A 13,133-nucleotide genomic window follows, 5' to 3' on the forward strand; every position below is an offset into this window, starting at 1 on the left:
AACGGGATGAAGCTGCTCATCTCACCACCTTACAACATCACCACTTCACAGAGTACCCCAACCCGACAGGCTGCTAGGGCTAGTGCGGAGATCAGAATGGGCGGGCAAGTTCTTCCGAGATGTGTTCTCTCGCAGCTGACGGGCTGCAGGAGAGCAGCCGTCGGTTTCAGAAGCTTTTGACCAGGTTGTCGATCTGCTGGAACCGGCTGAGGATTCCGGGCAGATCGCGCAGCGGGACCATGTTCGGGCCGTCGCTGGGGGCGCGGTCCGGGTCTTCATGCGTTTCCATGAAAATACCGGCCACGCCGATGGCCAGTGCCGCACGGGCCAGTATGGGGGCGAATTCCCGCTGTCCGCCCGACGCGCCGCCCAGGCCGCCCGGCTGCTGGACGGAGTGGGTTGCGTCGTAGATCACCGGCCAGCCGGTTTCCGCCATGATCGGCAGGCCGCGCATGTCGTTGATGAGGGTGTTGTAGCCAAAGCTCGTGCCGCGTTCGCACAGCATGATGTTCTCATTGCCGGTTGAGGCGATCTTGGCGGCAACGTGCTTCATATCCCAGGGCGCGAGAAACTGGCCTTTTTTTACGTTTATCGCAGCGCCCGTCTCGCCTGCGGCAAGCAGAAGATCTGTCTGGCGGCACAAAAAGGCGGGGATCTGCAGGACGTCCACGGCCTGTGCTGCAGGTGCGCACTGCTCCGGTGCGTGTACGTCCGTCAGTACGGGGAGGCCGAATCTGCTGCGGATATCGGAGAGAATCGTAAGGCCCTGATCCATGCCGACGCCGCGGCCCGCATTGAGGCTGGTGCGGTTGGCCTTGTCGAACGAGCTTTTATAGATCAGGCTGATTCCGGCATCGGTGCAGATCTCCGTGAGTGCTGCGGCCATACCCATGGCATGGGCGGCGGATTCGATCTGACAGGGGCCGGCGATCAGGACGAAGGGCAGGTTTGCGGCGATCTGCAACTGCCCGGCCCGGACTGTTTTCTGAGGGGTCATGTGCTGCGCGACCGGCTGAGTGCCGCACCGATGAAGCCGGAGAACAGCGGGTGGGGGGCGAACGGGCGGGAGATCAGTTCCGGGTGGTACTGCACGGCGACGAACCAGGGGTGATCGGGGTATTCGATGACTTCCGGCAGAATTCCGTCAGGAGACATGCCGGAGAATCGGAGGCCGGTCTGCTCCAGGCGGTCGCGGTAATGCACGTTGACCTCGTAGCGGTGGCGGTGCCGCTCCCGGATCTCGGTTTTGCCGTAGATTTCCGCAGCGCGTGATCCGGCGGCGAGTTTTGCGGGATAGCCGCCAAGGCGCATCGTGCCGCCGAGTTCTCCGCCTTCACGGCGGCGGAGCATCTCGTTGCCGCGTGCCCATTCGGTCATCAGTCCGACCAGCGGTTCCTTTGCCGGACCGAATTCGGTGGAGGAGGCATCCGTGATGCCCGCGAGGTTGCGGGCGCATTCGATCACGGCCATCTGCATGCCGAAGCAGATGCCGAGGAAGGGGATGCCGTTCTCGCGTGCGTAGCGCACGGCCTCGATCTTGCCGCCCGAGCCGCGTTCTCCGAAGCCGCCGGGCACGAGGATGCCGTGTGCATCGTTCAGCTGCGCGATGGCGCCGCTGTTTTTCTCGAACACCTCGGCCTCGATCCAGTCGAGCCGGACCTTCACGCGGTTGGCGATCCCGCCGTGCAGCAGGGCTTCGATCAGGGATTTATAGCTGTCGAGCATTGCCGTGTATTTGCCGACGACGGCGATGCGGACCTCCCCTTCAGGGTCGCGCAGGGCGCTGACGATGCGCTGCCAGGCCGAGAGATCCGGCTCCTGATCGAAGGGGAGATTGAAGTAGCGCAGGACTTCCGTGTCCATGCCCTCCGCGTGATAGGACAGCGGGCAGGCATAGATCGTGTCCACGTCGCGGGCAGCGATGACCGCTTCGGGGCGGACATTGCAGAAATTCGCGATTTTCCGGCGTTCGTTCTCGGGAATCGGCCGGTCGCAGCGGCAGAGCAGGATCTGGGCCTGGATACCGACATTCTGCAGTTCCTTGACGGAATGCTGCGTCGGCTTGGTCTTGAGCTCACCTGCGGAGGGAATCCAGGGCAGCAGTGTCAGATGCACGAACAGCGTGTTGTCCGTGCCGAGATCGTTGCGGAGCTGCCGGATGGCCTCAAGGAAGGGCAGGCTTTCGATATCGCCGACCGTGCCGCCGATTTCGACGAGGACGAAGTCCAGGCCTTCGGTCTCGGCGACGACGCGTTCCTTGATGGCGTCGGTGATGTGCGGGATGACCTGCACGGTTCCGCCGAGATAGTCTCCGCGGCGTTCTCTGGCGATGACGTCGGAATAGATCCGGCCGGTGGTTGCGTTGTCGGCGCGAGTGGCGTTGACGCCGGTGAAGCGCTCGTAATGTCCGAGATCGAGATCCGTTTCCGCGCCGTCATCCGTGACGAAAACCTCGCCATGCTGATAGGGGCTCATGGTCCCGGGATCGACGTTCAGGTACGGGTCGAGCTTGCGCAGGCGGACCTTGTATCCGCGTGCCTGGAGGAGTGCCGCGAGAGCCGCTGAAGCGATTCCCTTTCCGAGTGAGGAGACCACGCCGCCGGTGATGAAAATGAATCGCGTCATGGAAGGCTTCCCTACACCGCCGGGCGGGGGGGATGGAAGGGCGGAATCAGGGAAATTTCGGTTGCGGTGGTCTTACGGGTGCAGGGCTTCCCCGGCGAACTGTTCCAGGCCGCTGATGCAGAGCCGGAGTTCGCGGAGGGAGACGCGCTCTACAAGCTTCAGGCGGACGAGTTCCGTCAGGGGCCGGCTGAGGGTTTCGGTGGTCATGCCGAGATATTCTGCGATGTCCTCACGCGTGACCAGCAGGGTGAGGATGCCTGTATCCTGCCGGAAACAATCTGGTGAGCGGATGAATTCGAGGAGGAATACGGCCAGCCTGCGTCCTGCGGGCTGCTCGGTCAGCATCAGCGCGTGACGCTGTGAGACCCGGATATCGGCGATGGACTTCATCAGCATGTCGTTCTGGAGCAGGGGGGGCTGGATCAGCGCCTCTCGGAGCCGGTCTCGGTTAAAGCTGACGATTCTGACCGGTGTGATGGCGCAGGAGGAGTTGAGATAGCATCTGTACGGATAGCTATACGGGGGAGGGAGGTGCCGGCGGGTCTGCCAGGGCCTGTTCGTTCCGGCATATTTTCTCCGTCCGGCTGCGCGGATCCGGGAGGCGGGATCTGTCGTCAGTGCTGCTGCGGTGCTGAGGCTGCCGGAGCTGTCGCTGTTGCAGGTGCTGTTGTCGTGGGCGTGGCTGCTGCCGGAGCGGCGGGCGGCGGTGAGGCCAGGATGTCGTGCGATGAGGAGGACAGCGCGCCGCGATTGAGAACCGCGAGAGAGAGCGAGAGGACCATGAAGATGGCGGCGAGGACCGAGGTGGTGCGTGTCAGCAGATTGGCCGTGCCGCGGCCGGTCATGAACGCGCCCATGCCCTGGGAGCTGCCGATTCCCAGTCCGCCGCCCTCGCTGCGCTGGATCAGGATGGTGGCGATCAGGGCGACCGTGACGAAGAGGTGCAGAATCAGGAGGACGGTGGTCATGAACGGTTCCGGTTATGCATAAAGAGCGCGGTCAGCCTGCCGAGGCTGCGCGGACGATGGAGAGGAAGGCGTCGGGCTTGAGGCTTGCGCCGCCGACCAGTGCGCCGCCCACATCCTGGATGGCGAGGATTTCGGCAGCGTTATCCGCGCTGACGGAGCCGCCATAAAGAATGGAGATGGATTTTCCGGTCTCTCCGAACTGGCGGATCAGCTCCGCGCGGAGGAAGCTCAGTGTTTCGCGGATGTCGTCCGGCGTGGCGGCGAGGCCGGTTCCGATCGCCCATATGGGTTCATAGGCCAGGATGCCGGAGAATCCGTCGGGCAGCGATCCCTTGATCTGCCATCCCAGGGTGTTCTGTGTTTCTCCGGACTGGCGCTGGTCTTCCGTCTCTCCGATGCAGACGATCGGTGTCAGTCCGGCTTTCGTGGCCGCGACGGCCTTCTCACGCACGGTCTCGTCGATCTCGCCGTGGTTCTGGCGGCGTTCGGAATGTCCGAGAATGACATATGACACGCCAAGATCGGTCAGCATCTGCGGGGAGATGTCGCCCGTATGCGCGCCTTTCTCATCCTTGTGGCAGTTCTGCGCGCCAAGTCCGACGCGGGTGTCCTTTACGATGGAGGCGAGGGCGGCCAGCTGGGTGAAGGGCGGGCAGATCACGACCTCTGCGGAGCTTCCGGCGGGAAGCCCGGCCGCGATCGTGCGGGCGCGCTCTGCGGAGTCCGCTGTCAGTCCGTTCATTTTCCAGTTGCCGACAATGATCTGTCTGCTCATGACGCCACCCCGTGCTGCGCTCCCGCCCGTTTTCCCTGCCGGTTCTTACCGGTATGACGGGGGCGGCGGGCAGACGCGTTTCAGTTTCTGTCAGTGGCGAGGAGTAGCCCACGGGCGGAGACGGGGCAAGCTCCGTATGTTCTGCTGGCATAAGGGCGACCGGATGAGCGGGGCGGAATTGTCCGCCTTCTGGTCAAGTGCGTTCCTGGCGCATATGGTACCCCGTCTCCGCCCGGTCCGTCCGGATCGGCGCCAGGGTATTGAATATTCTGTTTTTCAGGCTGACTTCTGCATGATCTCTCTTCTTCGCCGTTTTGTCGTTGATTCATGGGCCGGGCGTATCCTGGCTGCCGTACTGTTCCTTGCCTTTGTCGGCTGGGGTGTGGGCGATATTCTGACAGGAATAAGCGAGAAGGGGGATGTTGCGGCCTATGTCGGCTCCCGGCAGGTGACGACGGCGGAGCTGACGACGGCGCTGCGCCAGCAGCTGCCCGGAATGGCGCAGCGTCTGGGCGTGCCCGGGCCGGAGCAGATTCCGCAGATGTTCCGCGCCGGTATCGTGCGTGATGTTCTGAACGGTCTGATCGGGCAGAAGCAGCTTCTGGAGGCGGCGCGCCGTTACGGGATTACGGTTCCGGACGATGTCATCAGGGATGAGATTTTTTCCCTGCCGGTGTTTCACGGACCGGACGGGCGGTTTGACCGGTCCCGATTCAATTCATATCTCAGCCAGCAGAATCTGACGGAGAACCGTTTTCTGGATATCATGCGTGACGAGCTGACCGTCCGCGCGATGCTCGGGCCGGTTTCGGGGGCGGCACGGGTTTCCAGGCTGGCGATTACGCGGATCTATGGCTGGGAGACGGAGACGCGGGTTGCGGATGTGCTGCGGATTCCGTTCGCGTCTCAGGAGGCTCCCGCTGATCCGGATGAGGCCGTGCTCAGGCGGTTTTACAGCAATCATCCGTGGCTGTTCCGGACCAGGGAATATCGTCACGCGAAGATCGTCGTGCTGTCGCCGGAGACCGTCGCCCGGGTTCTGAGCGTGTCTGATGACACCCTGCATAAGCTCTATGATGAGCAGTCCTCCCGCTATCATGTGCCGGAGCTGCGTAGCCTGCAGATGGTGACGGCAAATGACGAGGCGGCGGCGCAGGCGATCGCGACCCTGTGGAAAGGCGGAGCGGACTGGGCCCAGGTCCGTGATCAGGCGAAAGGTCTGGTTGCGGTGGAGTTCCCCGACGCCCGTTCTGCGACCCTGCCGGACAGGGCGCTGCAGAAGGCAGTGTTCGGTGCCGCGCTGAATGACGTCACGGGGCCTGTGAAGACCGGGACGGGGCAGGTCGTGTTCCGCGTGACGAAGATCACGCCGCCGCATGATACGTCCTTCGATCAGGCGAAGGAGGATCTGCGGCGTCAGGTGACCGAGGTGGGTGCCCCCGAGGCGATGGCGCAGAACGCGCGTAAGCTGCAGGACGTGATTGCCGGTGGTGATCTGGATTCCATTCCCACGGATCTGGGGGCTGCGGCGGCTTCGGGCTTTCTGGATGCGGCAGGGCTGACGAAAGAGGGTGAGCCCGCGCCGATGCCGGGTTCGGAGGCGATCCGCAAGGCGGTTACGGCACAGATTTTCGCACAGAAGAAGGGGGCTCCGGCCGTGCTGACGGAGGTTCCGGGCAAGCCGGGAAAGCCGTCTGAGGGATGGTTTGCCGTTTCTGTTGATGAGATCGAACCTGGTAAGCTCCCGCCTTTTGATGAGGTGAGGATCAGGGTGCTTGCAGCCTGGCGCGATGCGCAGATGCAGCATGAGGCGAATGTGAAGGCCACGGGGCTTTATATCGCGGCAAAGGAGAAGGGCGGCATTGCGGCCGTTGCGCCGGCGGGGGCTGAGGTCAGCAAGGGCGTGATGGTGTCGCGCTCCCGTGAATCAGCCGGCATTCCGGCTGATCTTGCCGCGCAGATCCAGAACATGCCTGCAGGCGTAAGCTTCATGGGAGAGGACAGCGGGAACTATATCGTCGTGACGGTGACCCGCATCGTCCATCCCGAGGCGAAAGACGATATTATCGGCATGAACCAGATACGGGACGGCATGACCGGCTCGCTCTCCGATGATGTTCTGGAGGCGTTCGTGCGCACGCTGTCCGATGTCGCGAAGCCGAAAATCATCAGCCGCGGTGTGGAGATCGCGCAGAACCAGGCGGGTCTGGGAGATGGTGATCATGAATGACGGTTTCCTGCGCTCGGGATCTCCGGTTTCTCCTTCCCGCGAGGCCTGTGTGCGTGCCTGGCAGGAGGGGCGGGCTTCGGTTGTGTTTTCCGTCTGTCCTGCGGATCTGCTGACACCGGTTGCGGCCTGTCTGCGGCTGCAGGAGCTGGACGGGAATGACGGGCGGCATACGATGCTGCTGGAGAGCGTGGAGGGCGGCGTATCGCGCGGGCGCTATTCCGTCATCGCGCTGAAGCCGGATCTGATCTGGCGCTGTCATTCCGGCCGGGCGGCGGTGAACCGGACGCCGGAGACTGATCCGGAGGCGTTCAGTGAGGTTCCCGGAACTCCGCTTGACGGGCTGCGCGATCTTATCAGCGAAAGCCGTCTGGAGCTGGCGGACGGGCTGCCGCCGATGACGGCCGGGGTGTTCGGCTATCTCGGATACGACATGGTGCGGCAGATGGAGCGTCTTCCCGATGCGCCGCCCGATGATCTGAACCTGCCGGAGGCCGTGCTGATGCGGCCGGGTCTGTTCGCGATTTTCGACGGCGTGACGGATGAGCTGATCCTTGCCGCGCCGGTGCGTCCCGGAGCTGCTGTGCCCGGGGCAGACGGTGAGGCGGGAGAGGCGTTTGACCGGGCGACGGCGCTGATCGCGCGTGCGCGTGCGTGCCTGGAGGCGCCCGTTCCTGTGGCGGCTTCCGTGCCGCCCCAGGCTGAGCTGCCCGTGCCGTCCTCTCCGTTTTCCGAAGCGGATTTCTGCGCGATGGTGGAGAGGATACAGGAATATATTGCTGCGGGTGATGCGTTCCAGGTGGTGCCGAGCCAGCGTTTCTCCACGACGTTCACGCTTCCCTCCCTGGCGCTGTATCGTGCGCTCCGCCGGGTCAATCCCGCGCCGTTTCTGTTCCATCTCGATTTCGGGGATTTCTCTCTGGTCGGATCATCGCCGGAGATTCTGGTGCGGCTGCGCGACGGGAAGGTGACGGTGCGTCCGCTGGCGGGAACGCGTCCGCGAGGCAGCACGGCGGAGGAGGATGCGCGGCTTGAGGCGGATCTTCTGGCCGATGAGAAGGAGCGGGCCGAGCATCTGATGCTGATCGATCTCGGCCGGAACGATGTCGGGCGTGTCAGCCAGTCAGGCAGCGTGAAGGTGACCGAGCAGTTCGTGATCGAGCGGTTCAGCCATGTCATGCATATTTCCTCCAATGTGGAAGGCGTGCTCCGGCCCGGTCTTGAGGCGCTGGATGCACTGATCGCTGCTTTCCCGGCCGGGACGCTGACCGGTGCGCCCAAGATACGCGCGATGGAGATCATTGACGAGGTGGAGCGCACCCGCCGGGCGACCTATGCCGGCTGCATCGGATATTTCGGTGCCGGTGGGGATATGGACACCTGTATCGGGCTGCGTATGGCTGTCGTGAAGGACGGCCTGATGCATGTTCAGGCCGGGTGCGGTGTTGTTGCAGACAGCGTGCCGAAGCTGGAATATGAGGAAACGCAGCACAAGGCCCGCGCGCTGTTCCGCGCGGCCGAGGTTGCGATCAGGCAGCATGCCGGGGACGGCGCCGGGTCATCCTGATCTGATCAGGCACGGGCGTTCTCGGCAGTTTTTTCCGCGGCTGTCCGGGCTGCGTACTCGGCTGCCAGGCGTTCCGTCACTTCTGCCAGCCTGTGCCCGTCCACGGGCGGAAGCGCGGTTTTTGCGCGCTCCGATGCCAGGGCGGCCTGTTTGAGGGCCGCGTTGCGGAATTCCTGATCACCGATCTGGCACAGGGAATACAGGGCTTTCTGCAGCTTCAGCTGGATTTCGATCAGGCCGGCTCCGTCCCGGGAGATGAGCAGGAAGGAGTCCTCGAACAGGTCTTCGGATTTCAGGGAAGGTACGTAGATATAGGGATATTCGGGTTCGGACTTTTCCCGTGCTTCGGTGATGCCTGACCATAGGGTGAGCAGGCGTGTCAGGCGTCCGATCACGTCGATGGCCGTTCCCGGATCGTTGATGGCGGCCGAGAGGGCGCGCTCTCCGGCTTTTGCCAGCACCATCATTCCAAATCGCGGATCCTGCAGGAAGCTGCGCTCATTACCGATGAAGAATGAGCTGTATATTTCCCTGCGGATGGCCTCTTCCTCTTCCCGGTCCACCGGGTCTGACGGCAGGGTGACCCAGGCCAGGATCGTCTAGGGATAGGTTGTGGAGCCGGGGACGGCATCCACGAAAATGCGCCGTCTGCCGTCCTGGCAGCAGCGCGCGAGATGGTCCATGTCTATCCGCTGGATATAGCCGACGCAGCCTGCTTTTACGGCGGTACAGCCGGGGGGCATTTTCTCTTCGATATCGTCTCCGCACAGCCCGCCGAGCCACGGCGTTTTCAGTCTCTCCTCGATGGCTTCACGCGCGACTTTCTCGACCAGTTCCGTGGTTTCCCCGACGCGGCCCAGGCGTGTGAGGTGGTCGATCCAGCGCAGCAGGGAGACGACGATCAGGATGACGACGCCGACGGTGAAGACGAACATCACCACGCGGCCTTCCTCGTTATAGGCGCCGGTCCGCAGGGCGATGATGCCGATCATGCTGAACAGGAAGGAGCCGATGAACGTGCCCAGAACGTTGCGGGCGACCTTGTCCTCCATCACGAGCCGTGTCGCGCGTGGGGTGACGTCGCTGGTGGCATAGCCGTAGGCGGAGGTCATGACGCTGAGGGAGAATGTCGTGACGGTCAGCATGCTGGAGGCGATGATGCTCAGGACGCTGTCCACGGCGTTTGCGCCGACTCTGGCCGAGATATGTCCGGGGAAGTATTTCTGCACGACCAGTGCCGCGGTGCCGGCCATGATGCCGAGAAAACCGATGACCACGGATCTGTACCAGAGTTTTCGCGTGATCTGATTCAGAATCCAGCGCCGCCGCCGCATGATATGTCTCCGGGAAAACAGTCCGGAGGGAGAGGCCGGAATGTTATGTTGAGCGTTATGTTTCCGGCGGCCCAACGCTGTAATGCCGTACGGGTTGCCTGCACAGGGTTGACAGTCCGGGCGCGGCACGCTTTTTCCGGACCTTCCTAACCCTTGTGCGGATATATTCTCCGCCGTGACTGATCAGACTGAGCAGGATCTGCCCATGCATCCCTATCGTACCCATAGCTGCGCGGCGCTCCGTGCGGGTGACGCCGGACAGACCGTGCGGCTTTCCGGCTGGGTTCACAGCAAGCGCGATCACGGCGGACTTCTGTTCATCGATCTGCGTGATCATACGGGCATGACGCAGATCGTGATCCCGGCGGGTTCTCCGGTGCTGGAGACGGCTGAGCAGACCCGTGTCGAGAGTGTCGTGACGGTGACGGGTGAGGTGGTCCTGCGCGAGGAGAGCACGCGCAACCCCAACCTGCCGACCGGCGATATCGAGCTTCGTGCGGCGGAGTTCACGGTACAGTCCGCGGCTGCGGTTCTGCCGTTCCAGGTGGCGGGTTCGGAGAACACGCCTGAGGATCTGCGTCTTAAATACCGCTATATCGATCTCCGCCGGGAGAAGGTGCGGCAGAACATGTTTCTGCGTTCCCGCGTGATCGCGAGCCTGCGTAATCGTATGGTTGAGGCCGGATTTACGGAATTCCAGACGCCCATCCTGACGGCATCGTCTCCGGAAGGCGCGCGTGACTTTCTGGTGCCTGCGCGTCTGCATCCCGGCAAGTTCTATGCGCTGCCCCAGGCGCCGCAGCAGTTCAAGCAGCTGGCCATGGTCGGCGGTCTGGACCGTTATTTCCAGATAGCTCCGTGCTTTCGTGATGAGGCGGCGCGTGCGGACCGTTCACCGGGTGAGTTCTATCAGCTCGATTTCGAGATGGCCTTTGCCACTCAGGAAGAGGTTTTCGCGACGCTTGAGCCGGTGATGGAGGGTGTTTTCCGTGAGTTCGGCGGCGGGCGTCCGGTCAGCCCGGCTCCGTTCCGGCGCATTCCCTATGCCGAGGCGATGGCGGTCTATGGCTCTGACAAGCCTGATCTGCGTAATCCGCTGCTGATTTCTGACGTGACGGAGGCGTTTGACGGGTCCGGCTTCGGGCTGTTCGCGAAGATTGCGGCATCCGGCGGGCGTATCCGTGCGATTCCGGCTCCGGGAGCCGGTTCGCGTCCGCGGGCCTTCTTCGACAAGCTCAACACATGGGCGCGTGAGAACGGTGCGGGCGGTCTGGGCTATATCATTTTCGACGCTGATGGCGGCAAGGGACCGATCGCGAAGAATCTGGAAGCGGAGCGCGTTGAGGCCATCCGTGAGAAAGCCGGGCTGAAGCCGGGTGATGCGGTGTTCTTCGCCGCCGGTCCGGAAGGTGAGGTTTCGAAATTCTCCGGTCTGGTCCGCACGAAGATTGCAACCGAGCTGGAGCTGATTGAGGAAGGCCGATTCGAGTTCTGCTGGGTTGTCGATTTTCCGATGTTCGAGATGAACGAGGAGACGGGGCAGGTCGATTTCTCCCACAACCCGTTCTCCATGCCGCAGGGCGGCCTTGAGGCGCTGAATACGAAAAACCCTCTGGAGATCAACGCCTATCAGTATGACATCGTCTGCAACGGCATTGAGCTGTCCTCCGGAGCGATCCGGAATCATCTGCCGGAGGTGATGATCCGGGCGTTCGAGATTGCGGGCTATCCCGAGTCTGAGGTTGAGGCCCGGTTCGGCGGTATGCTCAATGCCTTCCGCTATGGCGCGCCTCCGCATGGCGGTGCGGCACCGGGGGTTGACCGTATGGTGATGCTGCTGGCGGATGAGCCGAATATCCGCGAGGTCACGCTCTTCCCGCTCAATCAGCAGGGAGAGGATCTGATGATGGGGGCTCCGACCACGATCGAGCCCGCGCGCATGAAAGAGCTGCATCTCGCGCCTGATCTGCCGAAGCCGAAACCCGTGGTGAAGAAAGACTGAGAGCGAACCGTCCGGCGGGGAGGAGTTCTCTGCCGGACTGACATGGCATAGACTGCCCTGATGGCTGACGTTCCTTCTGAAGATTCCGCCCGGACCGCACCTGGCCGGAACACGCCCGAATTTACGGTTTCGGAAATTTCCGGGGCCATCAAGCGTACGCTCGAAGGGACGTTCGGGCGCGTGCGTGTGCGCGGCGAGATTACCGAATTCAAGAGATATGCCTCGGGGCATCTGTATTTTTCGCTCAAGGATGAGGGCGGAAAGATTTCCGGCGTTGTCTGGCGCGGGTCTGTCAGCCGTCTGGGGCTCGTGCCGGAGAACGGACTGGAGATCATCGCGACCGGTAAGGTCTCCTCGTATGGCGAGCGTTCGGGCTATCAGCTTATTGTCGAGCGGATGGAGTATGCGGGTGAGGGAGCGATGCTCGCCCGGATCGAGCGTCTGCGTCAGAAACTGGCGGCAGAGGGTCTGTTTGATGAGGCACGCAAACGTCCGTTTCCGCTGCTGCCGGAAATTGTGGGGGTTGTGACCTCTGCACAGGGCGCGGTTCTGCACGATATCAGGACAACGATTGCCCGGCGGTTTCCGCGCCGGATACTGGTCTGGCCGGTGGCGGTGCAGGGAGAGGGCGCCGCCGCTCAGATTGCGGCTGCGATTGAGGGATTCGGGGCGCTTCCGCCAGATGGCCCGGTGCCGCGGCCGGATGTGCTGATCGTTGCGCGCGGCGGCGGGTCTCTGGAAGATCTGATGGCGTTCAATGATGAGGCGGTGGTGCGTGCGGCGGCGGCCTGTCCGATCCCGCTTCTGTCCGCGGTCGGGCATGAGACGGATACGACCCTGATCGATTTCGCGTCAGACCGTCGTGCCCCGACGCCGACGGCAGCGGCGGAAATGGCCGTTCCCGTGCGTCTGGATCTTCTTGCACAGATCGAGCAGAGAGCCGCGGCAATGGCCGGCGGACTTGCCCGTCTGTGTCAGACGGGACGCATGAGGCTGGATCGTGCGGTGGCGGGGCTTCCTGATCTTTCATCCGTGACGGATACGGCCAGGATGCGACTTGATGACCGGATTCACCGGCTGGAGATGGCTCTGCCGTCGGTCATGGCGCTTAAGCGATCCGTTCTTGTGGAAACGGAGCGGCATCTGCCGGTGCCGCTTGCGCTGATTACGCAGCGCGCGGGAAAGCTCGCGCTGGCGGGGTCAGAGCTTGGCGGTGCGATACGCCGGTCTGTGGAGCGGTCTGCCGCGTCCTGTAAGGCTCTGAGGCTTCCGGCCGGGCGGCTGGAGGCGTTGTGCCGGGAGGACAGGCTGCGTCTTGAGGCGCTTGCCGGGCGTCTGGAGAGCGTTTCTCCTCAGTCTGTCCTCGCACGTGGTTATGCGATGGTGACGGATGATGCCGGGCATCCCGTGACGACTGCGGCCTCCCTGAGTGCGGGAAAGCGTGTGACACTGAGTTTTGCCGATGGTCAGAAGGCTGCGCGGATCGAGGGTCAGCGCAAGGAGACGTCGCAGCAGATTTTCGATTTCTGAGTCCGGAAAGCTTTTATTCAGATTCCCCAGGTTCTGTTGACAAAAGATCTTCTCAGACTGGCTTGGACGTGATTCAACGCTGGTCTTTACGGAGACCTGTGGATG

9 protein-coding genes and 1 pseudogene are annotated in these 13,133 nt (G+C 62.9%); 4 read left to right on the forward strand and 6 right to left on the reverse strand.

Annotated elements, in window-relative coordinates:
* Positions 1-166: 166 nt before the first annotated feature.
* From kdsA to tpiA, 5 genes are all read right to left on the reverse strand, one after another.
* On the reverse strand, positions 167-997 hold the full coding sequence (kdsA, locus tag LOC54_RS08685; protein ID WP_279313423.1) for a 3-deoxy-8-phosphooctulonate synthase: 831 nt from the start codon (positions 995-997) through the stop codon (positions 167-169).
* Positions 994-2,625 carry a CTP synthase gene (locus tag LOC54_RS08690; protein ID WP_279313424.1) on the reverse strand — a complete coding sequence of 544 codons (1,632 nt, stop codon included), beginning with the start codon at positions 2,623-2,625 and terminating at the stop codon, positions 994-996. Before LOC54_RS08690 ends, kdsA begins: the two co-directional genes overlap by 4 nt.
* Before the next feature lie 72 nt (positions 2,626-2,697).
* Positions 2,698-3,015, reverse strand: a complete 318-nt coding sequence (locus tag LOC54_RS08695; RefSeq protein WP_279313425.1) for a helix-turn-helix domain-containing protein — start codon at positions 3,013-3,015, stop codon at positions 2,698-2,700.
* A 224-nt stretch (positions 3,016-3,239) separates the two neighbouring features.
* Positions 3,240-3,593: a preprotein translocase subunit SecG gene (gene secG, locus LOC54_RS08700; protein ID WP_279313426.1), complete on the reverse strand. Its 354-nt coding sequence runs from the start codon at positions 3,591-3,593 to the stop codon at positions 3,240-3,242.
* Between the two features lie 31 nt (positions 3,594-3,624).
* A complete protein-coding gene (gene tpiA / locus LOC54_RS08705) occupies positions 3,625-4,368 on the reverse strand; it encodes a triose-phosphate isomerase (RefSeq protein WP_279313427.1) in 744 nt (247 codons plus the stop codon).
* A 292-nt stretch (positions 4,369-4,660) separates the two neighbouring features.
* On the opposite strand from tpiA, the gene LOC54_RS08710 reads away from it, so the two are divergent.
* Both LOC54_RS08710 and trpE read left to right on the forward strand, forming a co-directional pair.
* On the forward strand, positions 4,661-6,598 hold the full coding sequence (locus LOC54_RS08710; protein WP_279313428.1) for a peptidylprolyl isomerase: 1,938 nt from the start codon (positions 4,661-4,663) through the stop codon (positions 6,596-6,598).
* The gene (gene trpE / locus LOC54_RS08715; protein ID WP_279313429.1) at positions 6,591-8,162 is read left to right on the forward strand and encodes an anthranilate synthase component I; all 1,572 of its coding nucleotides are present in this window, start codon (positions 6,591-6,593) and stop codon (positions 8,160-8,162) included. The genes LOC54_RS08710 and trpE overlap by 8 nt, the downstream gene beginning before the upstream one ends.
* Positions 8,163-8,167: 5 nt before the next feature.
* Here trpE and LOC54_RS08720 read toward each other — a convergent pair.
* Positions 8,168-9,496: pseudogene (locus LOC54_RS08720) on the reverse strand (DUF2254 domain-containing protein).
* A gap of 205 nt (positions 9,497-9,701) precedes the next feature.
* Here LOC54_RS08720 and aspS point away from each other — a divergent pair.
* Both aspS and xseA read left to right on the forward strand, forming a co-directional pair.
* The gene (gene aspS, locus LOC54_RS08725; protein WP_279313431.1) at positions 9,702-11,498 is read left to right on the forward strand and encodes an aspartate--tRNA ligase; all 1,797 of its coding nucleotides are present in this window, start codon (positions 9,702-9,704) and stop codon (positions 11,496-11,498) included.
* A 60-nt stretch (positions 11,499-11,558) separates the two neighbouring features.
* On the forward strand, positions 11,559-13,028 hold the full coding sequence (gene xseA / locus LOC54_RS08730) for an exodeoxyribonuclease VII large subunit (protein WP_279313430.1): 1,470 nt from the start codon (positions 11,559-11,561) through the stop codon (positions 13,026-13,028).
* Positions 13,029-13,133 lie beyond the last annotated feature (105 nt).

It is taken from the genome of Acetobacter sp. AN02 (genome assembly GCF_029759835.1).
In the GTDB taxonomy this organism is placed as follows: domain Bacteria; phylum Pseudomonadota; class Alphaproteobacteria; order Acetobacterales; family Acetobacteraceae; genus Acetobacter.